The organism is Acinetobacter sp. YH01009, from assembly GCF_013420765.1.
Classification (GTDB): domain Bacteria; phylum Pseudomonadota; class Gammaproteobacteria; order Pseudomonadales; family Moraxellaceae; genus Acinetobacter; species Acinetobacter amyesii.
The window spans coordinates 1-17,589 of record NZ_VOYE01000005.1 but is presented as its reverse complement, the minus strand read 5'-3'; the positions used below and the strand labels follow the sequence as shown (position 1 = coordinate 17,589).

The following is a 17,589-nucleotide window of genomic DNA, read 5'->3' as shown; positions in this document are numbered from 1 at the left end:
TATGTCTATCTTTGATTAGACGTTAGCGCGTTACTCTTTAAACAAGGGTAATTCGCTTAGAACATTTAAAACACTATTGAAATCTTTATTTAAGATTGCTTCTTCAATACTTAGACGATCAGATAACAAATCAGGATCTAAAATCAATCTCAATAAAAGCTCATAGTAAGTACTGTTAAAATGGATATTATCATTTTTTGATTCGGTATATACATCAGTTTTAGAGTTTTCATCTACCTTTAATTCAACATAACTCTTAAAACTATTAACATCAAACATTAAACCCTTATTAATAAGTTGCCAAAAGGTATTCTCTAATACTGTTTTATCGGTATCTAAAGTACCCACCTTAAAATTAAGTGAACCAGTATTTTTTAACTGAAATTTAACTTTATCAAATTCGATATAGATACTTGGGTTTGTATACAGATCTTGATCTAGGAAAACTTTTGATATGTATAGTTTTAAATTTTGGTATATACAAAAAGACTGCAATGAGCTCATCTTTAAACTACCAGTATCTATCTGATTACTTGCATCCTCTTGGGTTGTCGGTAAGTGCAATAAAGGAAAGTATTTTGACATCTGTTGTGCGATGTTTACTTGCTCCGGCACACTAAGTAAGCAAAGAGCATTTTCGAAAACATATTCATTTGAAAGTAGCTTCTTATGTTTAACACTTACTGAATGCTTTACTTGTAGATCAATGTCGAGTTCGCTTTTGGCTATCAAGTCCTTTAAATGAGCAAGAGTTTCATCAAGTACTAAACACTCTGCATTTACTGGTAAATTAAGTAGAAGTAATGCCTTTACAAAGGGATCTTGATGGTAAATATCTGATTCATTGCAATCTAAGGGCCTGGCAACTGTCGATATATTTACTATGTGTAAAGATCTTAACGTGTTTGAAGTGTGCCCCGTGTCTCTTGTAGTTGGTATATACAAATTACTCAAAAGATTAAAAGATTCAGTCCCTATAACACCCAAGCGAAAAATTGTAAGTTGTTCATGAGTGTTTTTAGGAACTTGATCAAGACCAAGATCCCAATATCTATATAAATATGGTCCTATAAAGCTGTAAGCATCTTCTGTTAATAGATCAGATTCAAAAACACTATCAAGGATCGCCGTATCGTTGATTATTTCAGGTTTATATGGCTGTACCACTATCGCAGATATAATTTCTTCTACAGACATAGAATCAGCCATAATTACTGTACTCGCTTCAAATTGATGTTCTTGAATACATCTAAAGTTTGATAGTACTCATATTGCTCATTGGTAAAGATACTTGGTGAAAAAACAATAAAATGGTTTGGTAATTCAAAGGCCTCATAAGCTTCATCTGTCACTAGAGCCAAAGATTTAGCTAATTGATATAGCGAAAAGTTTTTATTTTCCTTAATAGCGCTTAAATACCAGTCTTTGTATTTTCTTAACTGGTCTACAAAGTCTACATTTGCGTTTAACGTATCCTCTTGCTTAGCTTCCTCATACTCTTCCATGTTGTTAAATTTTATATGGGTAAAATATAAGTTCGTATCTATGTTTTGAGTGCGCGTTTTGATTGCATTAAATGCTTGAATATCCTCAAACATAAGTCTTGTATATTCTGCATCAGAGATTTTTGCTGGGTTAGGACGTTGGTGGCGCTTTAAGGGCTCTAAGAATAGTTCTTGTCTATGGCGCCGTGCAAAGTTAGAAAGTTCGATATCTATGTGATCGGATTTATGCGACAAGACTAATAAAGTACGTTGGAGCTGATTTAAGATTTCTTGCGATATATCAGCACTTAATACGCAGATTTCAGCCTTTTTATCCAATGCCAATCCAAAGATGTGGTTCTGTGCATGACATAAAGTACATGCAGCAACAACGTTATCATCCGTATGATTTGTATGATCACCATCTAAGTGATGAGGTTCTAAAAAGTATTCATCATGAAACTCACAAAAATAACATTTGGACGGTTTCTTAGCCATGACAGCCTTTAAGACTTCATTATCTTTAAAACCCATGTGAATGGTTTTATCTCTTCTCATATTCTGGCTTTCAGTGCTACCAGATACTGGTCTTAAAATACCAAATTTTCGATTTTTACGCTTCATTTAAAACTCTAATAAAACTATTTTTCTTGTTATAAATTAAAACATGGATATCATTCTTTTAAAATAAAAAAAGACCTCATTATTGAGGTCTTTTTATGTTTTATATTAATACTATTAAGCTTTACCAGTAATAGTGTTAGCAGCAGAGAACATGATGAAGCCGATTACTGATAATGCACCACCTACGATAATGCAAATCCAAGCGGTTTTCTTTTTCTTCTGTTGATCTTCTTCAGAAGAATAGAACATCCACAAACCAATACCAACAAGGCCAAGACCGCCGACCATCGCTGCAACAACGAAGAACTTATAAATGTTTTGACCTAATGTTTCACCACGACTAAGAATTTCATTCGCATCAGAACCTGCTGAATGCTTACCATAGGCAGTTCCACCCGGGTTCCAAGTGGTAGCGTATGAAAGTTGCCCCATTAGAGCCGAAACAAAAGCGAGAAGCATTACTTTTGCGTTAATTACAGTCGCTTTTACAGTGCGAACTGATTTTTTTACTAATGATACCATTGTCATTTTCCTTTATAAATTTAATTTACGGGAGCTAATCTCCGCACTGTAATTAAACTCTCTTAAAACCAAATTGCTTTAAGTATGTTTAATTTTAAACTTGATATTAATTATCTTCAACCTGTTTTTAAACCGATAGCACAAGTTTAAGTTTATTTTTAGAAAATAGAAAAGAAAGTTCCTCCTAAACCTGATCCAAAAGTATTAACGAAAACCTCATGTACCTTTTCTACGTATACACAAAGAACACCAAAGAATATTAGAGCCCATCCTTTTCTATATGTCGCGTTTCCGTGTGCATCAATTTTTTCTACGAAAGCATACAAACCACGAGCAATAGCACAAATACCTACGATTTGAGTAAACCCGATAACTGCTACGAGAATATAAGCACCTAAATCGTTTGCTCCAGCGTTTGGCAAATAACTATCAACAGTAACTAATTCGACACCATTACCACCAAATAAAGATGATCCTAATGCTCCAATGATGTACCCATCGTAGCCAAGAGTAGCAAAAGCACCACCAATCAAGATCTTAATCATTGCACCTGGATAAGATGGCTCTTTCATCCCATGGCCAAAGAATTTCTTTTGCGTAGATGATGCTTGAACAATATCGAATAACGCCGTGTATGTAATCATTAAGCCTATTACAACAAAGCAAACGCGTATGAAACTTAATAACGGTCCATAAATATTCAATATTGCTTTAACAAGGTCTAATGCATCCACAATATATTCCTTTTATTTAACCCAAACTGCCTGAATATTAGAATCGATTGCATATACCTTTCTGTTATCTGGAAGTTTATCTCCAATTGAAACTGAATAATCATGATTATTAGAATCTGTTAACCAAGCACGATCTCCAACAACAGCAAATGCTTCAATTCGACTTGCACCTTTTGGTATATGTAAAGACCTTGAGCTAGTAGTACTTGTGTTAGCTGACTTTTCTTTTGCTTTTGCAATCGTAATTAAACTTGCTTTGAGCTCTTTAATAGTACGATCTTGTACTTCCACTAGGCTTTTAAGATCATCATTTTCAGCCTGAAGTTGCAAGTTAGCCTGATTATTCTCAGAGTCTTCAGTCCCTTGATTCATATTGGCCTGGGCTTGCTCTTTTTCTTGAAGGCGTTGTAACAGTATTAAAGGATTAGTGCCTTGAACTTGATAAAAATTAATTGCTTCTTTACCAAGGTCTGAATCAATAGGATATGCCATACTTTTATACTTAATCATATATTGACCAGTAGTAGCATCTTTATAAACTATTGTTTCATCAACGATAAATGATGTATTTTCAGAAATACTATTATCTTGCATTGGTTGTTGTGAAGGGTTATACGTTGCTTGCGTTTGTTGAATTCCCTGTCCTACGTTATCAATTGTGTGAGGTGCTTCTTCAGGGGTTTGCTGTGTAACTTCTGGCTTTTTGTTCATCTGCATCCACATGAATGAACCAATACCAATCAACACAATGACTACAACAATAATAATTGCCATAGGAGGTACACCCCCCTTACCGCCTTTATTTTTACCAGCTTGCTTACCACCAGCCTGTTCAAGGCTTTTTTTAGCTTGATCAGCTGTCATTGTGTCTGTGTTAGCAATTTTTTGATTTTCTGACATGGTATATACCTCTTATTTTTTTGGACTAGTCACGTCAGTATCAAAAAATACTTCGAATACTTTTCCAGCATTGACGATATATGTTGGCTGACGGTTGGTATTAGATCGAGCAACATTGGCCATTTCAGTTCCAACATTTCCAATAATATTTCCGGCTATTTCTTTATCGTTTGGCTCTTGTTTTGTACTAACAACATTGCCACCATTTGTAATTTGTGTAGTTCCAATATTTTGATAAGCCTGTCCATACCCTTCAAATATGCCAGCTGTAACTAAACCGCCCAGACGCTGCATAGTATGTTTTTGGACTTTATCAGCCATTCCTGATTGTTTAGTTCCAAGAGTCAATGCACGTACATTAATTGCGTATTCCTCACCCTTAAACAACATACGATTAAAATTAAACTCAATATCTGCAGTATTTTGTCCGACAGTTCCTAACAGTTTTGCACCATTAAATTTTCCACCAATTACAGTAGCAAACAGGTTTTTACCCTTATCTGTATTAACACCGGTATCAAGTCGAGCTTTCATTGATGTACCAGCTTTAATAATTGCTGGCCCCTTTTGACTTATCGCAACACTTGAGTTCGCCGTATCTAAATTACTTAAGTTAGATTGGCCAGATGCATTATTTGTATTTTTTGACTTAGCACTGTAATTAACTGCACTGTAACCAGTTTTTTCATTTTTCTTACTAGAATATGCTCCCAACTGATCAACAAAAGCTGTTTGTGATAGTTCACGAACTGCAGCATTTCGTTCAGCATACTGTGAAGCCTGTTGACTATATATACCATTGATATCAGCAGACGCGTTTTGTGCAGTTTCATATTGCTGTGTATAGCTTGACTGATAAATTGGCGTATTTGGTTGATTAGAATTTTGTTGTAATCCACCTTGAGTTGGTTGAGGCAGTGTTCCATTTTGTTGTGTTGAATTTGCCATATTAGCACGAGCCATCTGGTCGAGCTCTAAGGTAATATTCCCACCGTTCTGTCCAGTTCCATTTTGATTAACTGGTTGTCCATTAGGTCCTGTCAAAAAGTTTTGATCACTTAGTTCTGAATTAGGATCTGTTGCGACTGTTTTAAATTCTGGCAAATAACTTTCGCCGTTTTGACCAGCTTGAGCTGCGAGTTGGGCTTGTTTTTGGCGTTCATATTCTACATATTCTGCAGGAATGGTATTTGTGCCTTGTCCTTGAATTTCTGGAGTCGCGACAGAAACACTACCATCAACGTTCACTTGTTCACTTTTACCAAATGGATTAAATAAGAAAAGAAGAACACCAAAACCTATAACACCTCCACCAACTGCAAATACACGAAACCGTGTATCGCTCAATAATCGTTTTTTATTAACCTTATCAATACTTACGTTTTTTAATTTGGTTGATTCAGACTCATTAACAGACTGGTTAGCTGAAATAACATTTTCATTATCATGACCGACCTCAGTACTTTGACTTCGTTTATCAGCAATGTCATTTTCTAAGGGGTTATTGTGGTTATTTAAATCCATAGTAGTTCTCACTTAAATGACATTAAAATGCGTCTTCAATATATACAGTTTTTGGTGTTCCACCAGATGTAGAGAACGTTATATATTTCAGATCTTCACTCTCATCATATCGAAATATTTTCATTCCATTATTTGCTCTAAAAGAACTTAAAAATGCAGGCTGGATCACACCAAAGTTGCTACGCACATATATATACCCACCATATTTCCATGCTCTTACATTAGAACTATCAGTACGCATTTCAACCGCGCCCTCAGGAGCAAGGCCATCCATAAATTGAAGGCTTACAGAATCAGGGGTAATTGATGTTAAACCTCCAGCGGAATACATAGCTTTAGCATCTGGGCTTCGACCGGGTAATCGCGCATCAACACGTACATCTAGATCTCGTTGACCAGTGGTTAACATAAATATTACTGGTGTGCTCATACCTTTAAGCGTAATTGAAACATTACCAAAAGCAGCTGGATCTAAAGGTTCAAGTGTTAAAATATTGGTATCAGGAATATCTTCAGGTTGACTCTTATCATCAGGCCCAAGACCGTCATTGAAACGACTTCTATCCAAAGATACTTTTTCAATATTCCATGGATTTCCAGAAGAATCAGTAAATACAACCGTTGTTAACATTCCAGAACTTAGACGTAAAACAGGAGGCTCTTCTCCAGGATTCATAGAAATACCCAAACTTCGTGTTTTAGCTTGAGGGGTATTAATATAAGGAGAGGCTTGACTACGTTTTTGTTCTAATAAAAGTCCCTTAACAATTTTGGTTTGTTCAGGCGTAAACTGTAGTCCTTTTAAGTTTTGGACTTGACGATCAATCTCAGTTGCTGGATCAACAACTTCAGGAATAATTAATGGTGCTTGTGCATCAGCAAACGTATTTGGTGGCATATCAGCACCATAAGCAATAGAAGATGCAAAAAACGAAGCCAGGATAGATGTAGTTAATTTTTTAAGATACATAGTTTTCATCCAAATTAACGTGCTGGTGTAAGTAAAATAGATTTAACAGCAATACCGTTATAATTTAGGTAAGAGCGTGGATGCTCAACAATTGTCACTGTAGCGATAAAGCGGTGCGTTTCTTTAGGCTCTTTAGTTCCCAAGAAAAATTGAGTGGTGATAGGTACGCGTACAGTCCAATTTGGCTCAGCAGAAACAAGATCACGGTTTTCAATCTGAGGAACATCTGTTGCAGTCGTTCTCATAGTTAAATTGTTTTGAACAATCGTACCTACAGTTTGTGATTGTGCAATTTGCTTCATTAAAGAGTCCTTACCAGACTCAGTAAAGTACATTGAACCAGCATTATTAATTACATCACGCCAATTCAAAAAATCGAAATTATACACAGAAAGAATTGCACTCTTACCAAATTCAGAAATCACTACATCAGTTACACGAGGGTTCTTAGAAGCCTCAATAGGACAAATCACACTGTTATCTACAGTCTGAACTGCTTTAATTTTAGGATAGTAATTAAAGGTGGCGAAAATGATAAAGGCAAAAATAGTAGCTAAAATAAAAGCCACAAAAACAAAAACCAGCCATTTTCGTAATTTAGCAATTTCTTTGTCTTTGTCTTCGTTTAACTTAACCAACAAAAGACTAGGATCACACGAAACATTTTCATTGCTTTGGTTTGAATCATCACTGGACACAATAGTGCTCCTTTATTTTGTAGGTTGATAAATCACAGAGGGAACAGGACGATCTGAAGATGATCCGAGTACACACTTAACGGGTGTGCCATCATCAAAAACCAAAGCTTCAAAATCAGTAGTAGTCACTTTAAATACAACATAACCTAGGGTTACTAAAACTATTGAAATAAATGCAAGAGCAAATAAAACAACTAGACGCCTAAGCAATGTTGCATATTTTCTTTTTCCTATTATTGAGACTTCCGCATAAGGATGTCCCCAAGTACTATTAGTATTGTCCATTTTAGTCTATCACTAAACCTGACTTTAATTCGTCATTATAATAATCGGTATTAAACTCTTTTGCCATATTAAGATCAAAATAATAAGGGGTTTCTACGTTATTTGCTAAAAGTGTTTTAACAAATTCATGACTACCATTAACGCGCTCAATAGTATCCATTGTTGGCATTACGCTAAAACCTGAATAACCACGCCATTTTTTACCATAATATTTTGAAGCTGTATCTTTACCAGCATGACCAAATGCACCAGCTATAATAAATTTATCAACACCTTTTACCTTTGCATTAGCAATACATTGATGTCTTGTGCTGTATAGTGTAGGTCGTTCAGATTCGCTCGAAATGTCTTTCCCCCTAAGTCTAATAAAGTCATCATATCTTAAACGTAGGCGCTCCCCTAAAACCTTAATATAGGTTTGCTTTTCATCCCAGCTTAAACTCTTATCATTATTCTTTTTATTAGAAGTCACTCTTTTTATATATCTATTCAATAAGTTCCAATACAGGTTAATTTTTTCAACATCTTCAGTTTTAAGATCATCAAGAATTAAATAGCGGAATAGCCCATTAGCTCTACCATGTGTTGCTTTTCCATTACCAACAATCATAATTAATTTTGGTCCTTTCACGGCACAACAAAAGCTAACCGAAAACCACTCGATTGGTCGCAATCCCAACACCAAATTCGCATCCACAAATGCAATCATCAATCTTTCGAATTCACCAATACGAATATTATTGTTTTTTTTATGTTGAAATTCTCTCATAAGAAAGTTGTAAAAAGTACGTTCAAAATACTTAGCTTTAAGCTCAGAAGTTCTTTTGGGTTTTAGAGGCTCATGTTTATACTTAACAGATAATGTTTTTAAATATAAACCCTGTACAAAGTATTCATCAAATCCACCATCAATATCCTCATCTTCAATAACCCCCTTATTTAAATCAATTAACCTCAATGCAAGTCCGTACACTATATAAGCCCTATAAGCTCTGAAAGTAGATTCAGCATAATATCCACTCTCCGACTTGTTTTTAAAATCAAAGACAAGTTGTGTATAAACGTCAGCTAAATTAGTAATTCCTTTTTTATTTATTGAATCAATTTTCTGTTGTAGTTCTAATTCGTATTTTGTACGAGTTGAATAAATAAAATCATCAATACGTCCAATATATTCAGACAAGGTATCTGGATAGCTATTCGGATTCTCAAAATTGCTCATATAGGCAGCCTTTAACACAGATGGACTTATTAGGTCACTTAACTATAGGCTTATACTTCTTCTTAAACCCTTTAACAATAGTTTTTCACTTTTTGTAAAAAGTTTTTCACTCTCAGACCCAAAGTACAAAGCAACTTCCACACACTCTGATCTTGTTAGTACAGTGAAATTTTAAGTTTTTTACAGTAAAAGATTAAAAAAATGTAAGTTATTGTTTTTGTTGGTGCAGTTTGCAATTTAAACAATATTGTTAGCTTTTAGTGGTATAAATTATAAATTTAGCGGTATTATAAAACACACGTTTAATATCAAGAATTAAAATATAATGTACCAATATCAATATTTGTATTTTAATAAAAACACCAAACTTTAAACCTATTATTAAAATATTAATATTCACATAACAAAATCAAGATAATTTAAGTAAATAAAATATGTATCTAATATATTTTAATGCGTATTAAACCCTGTTATATAAAGCATTAAAAAAAACAAGAAATGCAATTGCAATAATTAAAAAAATAAGTGTATTCTAAATTTTATTAATTTCTAGTAAATACCTTGTCTTTGTTATATTATAGTTGGTTAAATATCACTAAATATAAATTAAACGTTTTTTAATATTTGTTTTTATATTTTCTAGCAAACATATATTTTTAAATTGGGATCAATTCTTTTAGCTTAAGATTACAAATTGATCACTTTGTGATCTAAAAAAAGATAGCTATTCATAACAAAAAGACAATCTTTTACCTGTTATTGCAATAGAATTACTAATATTTGTTATGGAAAGACAGTTTTTTTATTTTTTTTACAAAATATTTACATGTTTTTAAGCGTATTTTGCAATTTTTCTCAATTAAACATACGCTTGCAAGTACTAAAAAAATTGAGTCAACAGTTTATGCTGTCAACCTTATACTTGGTTAAAGGGTTTTAAATTTATCTTTTATACTTTTAACGATGTTTTTTATAATTATTAAAGTGCATTTTTATTATTTTTAGACTAAAATTAAAACTTGTTTATACCTCTTAATTTGGAGTAACAATGAAGTACAACAAGAAGCTTTTAGCAATTCTATCATGCAGTTTAGTCATCACTGCTTGCTCTACTAACAATGCATCCAAACTAAACGTAGCAAGTCCACTACAAATTATATCTGAAGCTTCGCAAGAAGCTTTAATAGCTCAACAAAACCTTAAAAATAGTACTGCTACACAAATGCAATCTGTTCATCAAAAGCAAGGTAGTATTAATCATGACCTTCTTAAAATTGATTACATTGGCGACCCAATACCTTTAATTAAGAGTATCGCAAGTCAATATGGTTATCGCTTTGTTGAAAGTGGCCCTACCCATGAACTACCAATTGTTAATTTTAATAAAAAAAGTTTAACTGGCGTTGAAGCTCTTCGTGATATTTCTGCTTTTATGAATACTGCTTCGATAACTCTTGATCATCAAAATAAAAGTATTTTATTAACTTATAATTAATCTCACTAATACTTTTAATTATTTTTATGGAGTTTTTATGGACTATTCAAATAATGCTTCTTTACAAGAACTGCTAAACCCATCTTCGCAGTCTTCTCTTGAAGTTCATGTTAGTGATATTGAACAGCAAGCACGTATAGAAGCCATGCTTGAGCTTGTTAAACAAAAGGGTATTAAACTTGGCATCAACGACTATTTGGGTGAAGCTCGAGCAGCCATAAAAAACCAAGAACGAAATTTAGATACTATTTATAATTTTCGTCCCTATATGATTAAGGATGTTGTAGTACCACCTGTAATTATTGAATCAAAAGATCTCGTAGAGAATCCAAATTCCTTAGCTTATAAGACTACAAAGCAAACATATAGAATTGATAAACAGGCTCGTTTCAGTACTCGTGCACCAGATTGGCGTCAATACCTAACATTCCCAACATTAGATAGTAATGTTGACTATGTTACGTTTATTCCCAAAGAAATGCTTCCTTCTTCTGAACATGAACGTAAACTTTGGAAAAGAGAAGCTGAAAAATCCTATAAATTAGGCCTAATTGAAGGTAAAAATATTGTTGATGATGCAGTTGGGCGTCTTAACAAAGATTACATTGGTATGATTACTTTCCATCAATTTGTTTTGGAAGGCAAACTTTCAATGCCAGCTTTCAGTAGTCAGTCTTTAGCTGTTACTTCAACAAAAGACACTATGGCTCTTGATATGAAGTTACTACAAATCCAACAGCTACCTCAATTCAATACCAACATTGAAAACTGGAAACCTACGATTCAACCTGAAAAGATTGAACCAGGCAACTTAAATCCTAAAATCAATCTTGTTAGCGAACAATAAGTTCGCTAACTACAATAAGGTATTAATATGTCAGGCAATCAAGCATTAGGTCTTTTTGAAGTTTCAAGAATTAAAACTTCTGAGCAGAAGATTCAGTCTGCAACTAAAGACATTCGCCCACATATAGACAAGTCGAGAGGTTTTGGCCTCCCTACCTTAACTGCTATCACTACATATAAAGATCCTAAACAAGGTTTTAAATACAAAGCTGAAGTTGAAAGTCTTTTATATGAAGCTATGGCTCATGGTGCATCAGATATCTTCATCCATCCAGATAAACCTATTACGATGATGAAAGATTTAGATTTGTATTCAATAACACATCGAATAATTAATAGAGATGAAGCGCGTGAAATTTTAAAAATTATTGCTGGTGATAATGCAACGTTACTTCTCAGCAGAAATAAATATATTAATAAGTCATATCGAATCTTGCAAAGAGATGGTACAGGGAAAGAAATAAGACATAATTTTCGTGTGAACGTTTCACAAACTACCTATAAAGGTTCAAGTGATGCATTTCAAATCGTACTTCGAACAATTTCAGGTGCACCCCCACATTTTTCAAAAATAGGTTTAGAAGAAGACTTTGTAAGAAGATCATTACCATACAATGGTTGCTATATCATTGGAGGCGTGACTGGATCTGGTAAGAGTACAACATTAGCTGCTACATTCCGATATATTCTAGAAAATGACACCCATATCAAAGGTAATATCCTTACCCATAATGAACCTATTGAGTATGAATACGATTCAATAGATAGTGCCCATAGTATTGTTCAGCAGAGTGAAATTCCAACCAACTTTGAATCTTTCCATGATGCCAATCGTGAAGCTATGCGAAGACGTCCAGCTGCAGCTGAAATTGGTGAGTTACGAGATCGAGAAACTATTTCTGCTTCACTTGAATTATCTATGACAGGACATCCAGTTTTTGCAACAGTTCATGCCACAACTGTTGATCGAATCATTCCACGTATGCTCAGTCGATATAAACATGAAGAACACCTTCAAGCTGCTACGGATATCATTAGCACGGCATACACTTTAATTGCTCAACGATTAATTAAGGATGTAGATGGTAAAGTTTTTGCTGTCCGTGAACATCTAATATTCACACCAGAATTGAAAGATGAAATCTTAAAAATCGATAGCATACTAGATCAGCAGAAATTCATTCGTAAACTTATGAATGACTCTGATGGTACTGATCCAAATATAAGTAAAACCTTTAAAAAGCAAGGCCTAGACTTATTAAATGCTGGTCGAATTAACGATGAATATTATAAAAAATTATCAAATTAGAGGAAAAGTTAATGAGTGAACAATACACACATTGGTCTCAATTTCGACAACCATTAATTTTATGGGGTGGAATTAACGGCTACTTGTTTATTCCTTTTATTCTGGTAATTATTAACATTTCAATGGTTAAGGTCTTACTCTACTTTGCTTTAATAATCATAACTGTAGTAATTGAAAGAATTTTTAAATACCAATATTCCTATATTCCTTCTGCAGTCCGAAAACTTGTATTTGGTGGAAATAAATATACAAGACGTGGCAGAAGACGTTACTCACTTTAAATTATTTTTTGAAATGAAAGGTAAACATATGAAAAAATCTGATGAATTTATTGTACTAGGAATTGATGATGGTCATGGTGGAACCAAACTTTTTGCTGGTCTAGATGCTGAAGGAAAGGAAATTAAGTTAACCATCCCTAGCATTGCATACTCTGGCAAAGTACTAAATGGTGATCCAGAAAATGTCGATTATTACGTTGTTAAAGTGAATGATAACTTTTACACCGTTGGCAAAAAAATCAACAGCTCTGCACCACTTGACACTCGAACGGATGAATATCCTACATCTGAATACAACAAAGCATTAATTTACCAGGCTATTAAGGCATATTCAGATCTAGTGGGAATTCCTGAGGGTGGAAAATTTGCTATTGCTACCTCACTTCCAGTATCACGATATTACACTTCTGAAAAAACTAAAAATACTGGCTTGATTGACCAAAAAACTGATTTTTTACTGAATAACGATATATGTTATAACCTTAAAGACCATAATAATGGTCATAAGAATCATGAAATTAAGCGCCATATTGTTAAATGCGAAGCACAAACTGCTTATTTCAATGAAATTATTGATATACACGGTAATCCAGCTGAAAACGCTAAACTTTTTATGAATTCTGAATGTGCCGTCATTGACATTGGTGGGAAAACAACAGATATCGTTGTAACTCTTGATGGCGGAAATATGATTGATGCTTCAAGATCCACTTCGAAGGATCTTGGGATACTCAGTATTAAAGAACGTATTGCCGACTTAATTGTTGATTCTGGCATTAAGAAAGTAAACGCAAACTGGTTAGACTTTGCTTTAGAATCAGGTCAGTATGGAATAGGTAATCAAGCAAAGGATATTACACCCTATATTCAGCAAGCAAAAAATGAATTTATGATACAACTCAATAACTTCATTTCAAAAAACATTGGCGAAGGTGATGACTTGGCTTTAATTGTATTTTGTGGCGGTGGTGCTGCATTTATGGAAAAGGAAATTTCTGAAAAATGGACTGCTCCAAATGTAAAAATTGCTGAATCCCCTTCTTATGCAAATGCAAAGGGATTGTATAAATTAGCTAAGTACATGTATAAATTACATAAAGCCTAATTATGCCTGAATCTAAAAATATCCAGTTATCATATTGTTTATTGCATTTAACCAAAGATGATTTAGATGTAATAAACAGCATACTTAAGTGTATGCCTGGCTTAGACTTAAACCATTTTGGTTTAAGTCTACTATTTCTTGGCCATTTGTTTTGTACAGACAAGCAAAAGATCTTTTTAAATGGTCCTTTAAATAATGAATTTGAAGATAAATTTAAAAACCCTATACGATTAAGATTTACGAAAGATTTAAATGTTAAATTATTTAATACAATCAAACGTACATCTCAAGGAAAATTACGTAGAAATTACCTAACAGCAGTAATACATACTGGTATTTCAACTTTTATTGAATTAGTTTGCCTTTTTAAATCATATAGAACATTAAATGATATATCCAGCCTATACAGTTTAAACACCTTTGCTCTTAAGTTTGGATTGGATTCATGTATCGAAAAGTATAGCGATGAATTCGCTGATATCTATGAATTCGACTCACAATACCTCATCAATAAATATAAAAAATATTTATTGAGTGAAATTAGTATTCAAAAAAAACCAAAGAACTCATCCAAACATGAAACACAAAAGGACAAAGTAATAGTCAATGAACCTATTCAAAACATATCTGACGTTAATAATCAAACTGAAATTAATCAAGAAGTAGAAATAGATACTTGTAAAAATTATATAAATACCACTCAAAGTATCACCGCTGCAACAACCAGTGCCAATACAATAGTTCAAGAAGTTCAAGAAGTTCAAGAAGTTCAAAAAGTTCAAGATGAGATTATTTTAACTACTATTGAGCCACTTAAACAAATAGACGCAGAGGTGCCAGAGTTAACGGATTTAAATAACACAAAAAAAGACGAAGAAAATGATTGGCTACAAATGGCTTTTAATCCTAAACTTTTATAATAATTATATAAAAAGCCGGCATCAATGCCGGCTTTTTATTTTTCACTTATTTAAATTTGTTCATTTATTTAAATCATTGAAAAACTGTTCAATTTTCCTTGTTTTATCTTCATCCAAATCGGAATCTAATGAAATCCGTAATTTTAAAATGCTCTTTCCTTGTGTACCTTTTTCAGATCTCATTGATCCAAATTTAACACCATTTTCAGTTTTAAAATCGATTTTGCTACGTTCTTTAGGCATATTTGAACGATAATTTTCCTTTGGAGAATCATTTTCATCAGATGCTGATGTATTACTAACTTCTGATCGTCCAGATAAAGCGATTACAAAACTTTTATTACGTTTTCCAGTCTTTTTAAACTCCTCTACATATACCGCCCAAGTTTTCCGTAACAAATCCATGATTTCAGCTTCTGGCTTACTTTCCAATTGTTTATTAATCTCAATTTTTACTTCCTGTGCTATATAACCCGAGATTAAATCTGGCTCAATCGACAAGTCATCCAACATAAAAACTGGTAAATCAAGAATATATTTGAGTCTAAAATAACGGTTCTTATCAATTGAAAACTTTTCAGTAACAAAATCAGTATTATCAAATGGATAGCCAAACTCATCGCATATTTGCTTTATTTGAGTAATATTTTCGTAATCAGACAGATCTTCACGATTCATATTGTCAGAAAAAGCCTGGATAGCTGCTTTTTCATCACTAATATTCGATTTGATAATTGCTGTAATGTGTTCAAGTTTTAGAATATCTTTAATTGCTCTAAATCGTCTTTCCCCACCAATTAATTCATATCGTTGGCCTTTTTGACGAAGAGTAATTGGATACAACTGACCATTTCGCTCAATATCTTTTGCGAGTGGTATCAGTGAATCAAGAACTTTATTAGTAATAATTCGCGGTTGATATGGCGATAAATCAATAAGATCTACAGGGATTTTTTCAAGCGCCCCTCCCCCAACTACGTTTTTAGCTTCACGCATAGCAATTGGGTTAAGTTTTTCATCATTTTGCTTTATCGTATCATCAACAGAATTATCTAAAGCATTAATATGTTTTGATTTAAGACTATTTTCTCTTCGCTTTTGCTCAGCTCTTTCTTTAAATGACGCCATTTATTTTCACCTCACAATTTTTTATATTCATTTACTATCATTTCGACTATCGACTTAATAGCTAACGTTGCTGGTGTATCTTCATTTGTATCTATATCAAAAATAGAAGACTTTAAATATGATGCCTGTTCGAAAACAGTAGCGTTAGGAATACAAATCAGATCTTTATGAACCAATCGATTTAATACATTTTCTTGTGAAAATTCTTCTCTGATATCCTCAGCCAAACTCATATCAACAATGTTTCTTTTTTTATAAAAATTCAGTATTGGTGCCAATATTTTTAAATTTGGGTTACTTGTTTCCATGTCATCCATCGTATATAGGATATCTTCTAGTCCTTGAATACTATATTCTCCATCCAACGGGAGAATTATTGAATTAGACGCTAAAAAAGCATTATAAGTTAGTGTTTCCATTCTAGGTGGGCAGTCCAAAATAATGAAGTCAAAATCTCCTTCAATTTTTTTTAAGACACGTCTTAAGATTTCGTTTGGAACTGCACTAGTACGTTGAATATTAATTTCAACATCGCGAATATTTTTATCACATGCTATTAAAGACACATTTTCAAAGTTTGTTCCCTCAGGCCCAATAATAACGTCATATGGATTAATAGTTTTGTACTGCTCAAATATATCTCTAAGAGTTAAATTAATCTTATCAATTTGGGCTTCAGTGGAAATATGTTTGGTTGCATTTCTTTGGTTATCTAAATCAATGACAAGAACCTTATAACCCATTTTACCTAATAGAACTGCACTATTTACTGTACTAGTTGTTTTACCAACACCACCTTTAAAATGTGCTGAAGCCAACACATATGTTTTGCCTATATTTTTTTCCATCATTAATCACCTTTCAAGTAAAGCCATACAATACAACACTTATATTAATTTTAAAACTATATTTTACTTTTTATTTAAGTATTTTGTTTATTTTGACTTAATACATTTGAAAATATCAGTCTGATACGAGCAATCAACCTAAAAACCATAAATATCATTTGAATGAAACTGGTCTAAGTTTTCAAAGGTACAGTGCCTAACTCTGGCGGTGTTTTTCAAATATCAGTCTGATACGAGCAATCAACCTAAAAACCATAAATACCATTTGAATGAAACTGGTCTAAGTTTCCAAAGGTACAGTGCCTAACTCTGGCGGTGTTTTTCAAATATCAGTCTGATACGAACAATCAACCTAAAAACCATAAATACAATTTGAATGAAACTGGTCTAAGTTTCCAAAGGTACAGTGCCTAACTCTGGCAGTGTTTTTCAAATATCAGCCTGATACGAACAATTAACCTAAAAACCATAAATACAATTTGAATGAAACTGGTCTAAGTTTTCAAAGGTACAGTGCCTAACTCTGGCAGTGTTTTTCAAATATCAGTCTGATACGAACAATCAACCAAAAACCATAAATACAATTTGAATGAAACTGGTCTAAGTTTCCAAAGGTACAGTGGCTAACTCTGGCAGTGTTTTTCAAATATCAGTCTGATACGAGCAATCAATCTAAAAACCATAAATACAATTT

Annotated in this window: 18 protein-coding genes; 6 read left to right on the top strand and 12 right to left on the bottom strand. The window is 33.2% G+C overall.

Annotated features, from left to right (window positions below; all coding sequences use genetic code 11):
* Positions 1-30 precede the first annotated feature (30 nt).
* The 10 genes from FTT76_RS06690 to FTT76_RS06645 form a co-directional block, all read right to left on the bottom strand.
* Positions 31-1,197: a hypothetical protein gene (locus tag FTT76_RS06690; RefSeq protein ID WP_257235047.1), complete on the bottom strand. Its 1,167-nt coding sequence runs from the start codon at positions 1,195-1,197 to the stop codon at positions 31-33.
* Between the two features lie 14 nt (positions 1,198-1,211).
* Complete coding sequence (locus FTT76_RS06685; protein WP_180190181.1) at positions 1,212-2,108, bottom strand: HNH endonuclease; 897 nt, start codon at positions 2,106-2,108, stop codon at positions 1,212-1,214.
* 114 nt (positions 2,109-2,222) lie between these two features.
* Positions 2,223-2,630 carry a hypothetical protein gene (locus FTT76_RS06680; RefSeq protein ID WP_180190180.1) on the bottom strand — a complete coding sequence of 136 codons (408 nt, stop codon included), beginning with the start codon at positions 2,628-2,630 and terminating at the stop codon, positions 2,223-2,225.
* A 158-nt stretch (positions 2,631-2,788) separates the two neighbouring features.
* Positions 2,789-3,364 (bottom strand): hypothetical protein, encoded by a 576-nt coding sequence (locus FTT76_RS06675; protein WP_180190179.1) that lies wholly within the window; start codon positions 3,362-3,364, stop codon positions 2,789-2,791.
* A gap of 12 nt (positions 3,365-3,376) precedes the next feature.
* The gene (locus tag FTT76_RS06670; protein WP_180190178.1) at positions 3,377-4,264 is read right to left on the bottom strand and encodes a hypothetical protein; all 888 of its coding nucleotides are present in this window, start codon (positions 4,262-4,264) and stop codon (positions 3,377-3,379) included.
* Between the two features lie 12 nt (positions 4,265-4,276).
* Positions 4,277-5,788, bottom strand: a complete 1,512-nt coding sequence (locus tag FTT76_RS06665) for a DotG/IcmE/VirB10 family protein (RefSeq protein ID WP_180190177.1) — start codon at positions 5,786-5,788, stop codon at positions 4,277-4,279.
* Between the two features lie 22 nt (positions 5,789-5,810).
* Entirely contained in the window at positions 5,811-6,758 is a 948-nt protein-coding gene (locus FTT76_RS06660) for a DotH/IcmK family type IV secretion protein (RefSeq protein WP_180190176.1), read from the bottom strand.
* Positions 6,759-6,772: 14 nt separating this feature from the next.
* A complete protein-coding gene (locus FTT76_RS06655; RefSeq protein WP_180190175.1) occupies positions 6,773-7,456 on the bottom strand; it encodes a DotI/IcmL family type IV secretion protein in 684 nt (227 codons plus the stop codon).
* Positions 7,457-7,468: 12 nt separating this feature from the next.
* Positions 7,469-7,741, bottom strand: a complete 273-nt coding sequence (locus FTT76_RS06650) for a hypothetical protein (protein WP_180190174.1) — start codon at positions 7,739-7,741, stop codon at positions 7,469-7,471.
* 1 nt (position 7,742) lies between these two features.
* Positions 7,743-8,963 (bottom strand): hypothetical protein, encoded by a 1,221-nt coding sequence (locus FTT76_RS06645; RefSeq protein WP_180190173.1) that lies wholly within the window; start codon positions 8,961-8,963, stop codon positions 7,743-7,745.
* A 1,048-nt stretch (positions 8,964-10,011) separates the two neighbouring features.
* Here FTT76_RS06645 and FTT76_RS06640 point away from each other — a divergent pair.
* From FTT76_RS06640 to FTT76_RS06615, 6 genes are read left to right on the top strand one after another with little or no spacing between them, the layout of a single operon-like run.
* Positions 10,012-10,458, top strand: a complete 447-nt coding sequence (locus tag FTT76_RS06640; RefSeq protein WP_180190172.1) for a DotD/TraH family lipoprotein — start codon at positions 10,012-10,014, stop codon at positions 10,456-10,458.
* A 37-nt stretch (positions 10,459-10,495) separates the two neighbouring features.
* Positions 10,496-11,305, top strand: coding sequence for a type IV secretory system conjugative DNA transfer family protein (locus tag FTT76_RS06635; protein WP_180190171.1), 810 nt, complete (start codon positions 10,496-10,498; stop codon positions 11,303-11,305).
* Positions 11,306-11,332: 27 nt separating this feature from the next.
* A complete protein-coding gene (locus FTT76_RS06630) occupies positions 11,333-12,613 on the top strand; it encodes an ATPase, T2SS/T4P/T4SS family (RefSeq protein ID WP_180190170.1) in 1,281 nt (426 codons plus the stop codon).
* 11 nt (positions 12,614-12,624) lie between these two features.
* Positions 12,625-12,894 (top strand): hypothetical protein, encoded by a 270-nt coding sequence (locus tag FTT76_RS06625; RefSeq protein ID WP_180190169.1) that lies wholly within the window; start codon positions 12,625-12,627, stop codon positions 12,892-12,894.
* A 28-nt stretch (positions 12,895-12,922) separates the two neighbouring features.
* The gene (locus tag FTT76_RS06620) at positions 12,923-13,999 is read left to right on the top strand and encodes a ParM/StbA family protein (RefSeq protein WP_257235046.1); all 1,077 of its coding nucleotides are present in this window, start codon (positions 12,923-12,925) and stop codon (positions 13,997-13,999) included.
* A gap of 2 nt (positions 14,000-14,001) precedes the next feature.
* Positions 14,002-14,919, top strand: coding sequence for a hypothetical protein (locus FTT76_RS06615; protein ID WP_180190168.1), 918 nt, complete (start codon positions 14,002-14,004; stop codon positions 14,917-14,919).
* Between the two features lie 60 nt (positions 14,920-14,979).
* Here FTT76_RS06615 and FTT76_RS06610 read toward each other — a convergent pair whose 3' ends face one another.
* Positions 14,980-16,047, bottom strand: coding sequence for a ParB/RepB/Spo0J family partition protein (locus FTT76_RS06610; RefSeq protein WP_180190167.1), 1,068 nt, complete (start codon positions 16,045-16,047; stop codon positions 14,980-14,982).
* A gap of 11 nt (positions 16,048-16,058) precedes the next feature.
* Positions 16,059-16,898: a ParA family protein gene (locus FTT76_RS06605; protein WP_257235045.1), complete on the bottom strand. Its 840-nt coding sequence runs from the start codon at positions 16,896-16,898 to the stop codon at positions 16,059-16,061.
* Positions 16,899-17,589: the final 691 nt, after the last annotated feature.

Bases quoted from the DNA above. Each gene is read 5' to 3' on its own strand.
- FTT76_RS06610 (WP_180190167.1), bottom strand. From the start codon at position 16,047: ATGGCGTCATTTAAAGAAAGAGCTGAGCAAAAGCGAAGAGAAAATAGT.
- FTT76_RS06630 (WP_180190170.1), top strand. From the start codon at position 11,333: ATGTCAGGCAATCAAGCATTAGGTCTTTTTGAAGTTTCAAGAATTAAA.
- FTT76_RS06620 (WP_257235046.1), top strand. From the start codon at position 12,923: ATGAAAAAATCTGATGAATTTATTGTACTAGGAATTGATGATGGTCAT.
- FTT76_RS06635 (WP_180190171.1), top strand. From the start codon at position 10,496: ATGGACTATTCAAATAATGCTTCTTTACAAGAACTGCTAAACCCATCT.
- FTT76_RS06660 (WP_180190176.1), bottom strand. From the start codon at position 6,758: ATGTATCTTAAAAAATTAACTACATCTATCCTGGCTTCGTTTTTTGCA.
- FTT76_RS06650 (WP_180190174.1), bottom strand. From the start codon at position 7,741: ATGGACAATACTAATAGTACTTGGGGACATCCTTATGCGGAAGTCTCA.
- FTT76_RS06690 (WP_257235047.1), bottom strand. From the start codon at position 1,197: ATGTCTGTAGAAGAAATTATATCTGCGATAGTGGTACAGCCATATAAA.
- FTT76_RS06685 (WP_180190181.1), bottom strand. From the start codon at position 2,108: ATGAAGCGTAAAAATCGAAAATTTGGTATTTTAAGACCAGTATCTGGT.
- FTT76_RS06625 (WP_180190169.1), top strand. From the start codon at position 12,625: ATGAGTGAACAATACACACATTGGTCTCAATTTCGACAACCATTAATT.
- FTT76_RS06680 (WP_180190180.1), bottom strand. From the start codon at position 2,630: ATGGTATCATTAGTAAAAAAATCAGTTCGCACTGTAAAAGCGACTGTA.
- FTT76_RS06665 (WP_180190177.1), bottom strand. From the start codon at position 5,788: ATGGATTTAAATAACCACAATAACCCCTTAGAAAATGACATTGCTGAT.
- FTT76_RS06645 (WP_180190173.1), bottom strand. From the start codon at position 8,963: ATGAGCAATTTTGAGAATCCGAATAGCTATCCAGATACCTTGTCTGAA.
- FTT76_RS06615 (WP_180190168.1), top strand. From the start codon at position 14,002: ATGCCTGAATCTAAAAATATCCAGTTATCATATTGTTTATTGCATTTA.
- FTT76_RS06670 (WP_180190178.1), bottom strand. From the start codon at position 4,264: ATGTCAGAAAATCAAAAAATTGCTAACACAGACACAATGACAGCTGAT.
- FTT76_RS06605 (WP_257235045.1), bottom strand. From the start codon at position 16,898: ATGATGGAAAAAAATATAGGCAAAACATATGTGTTGGCTTCAGCACAT.
- FTT76_RS06640 (WP_180190172.1), top strand. From the start codon at position 10,012: ATGAAGTACAACAAGAAGCTTTTAGCAATTCTATCATGCAGTTTAGTC.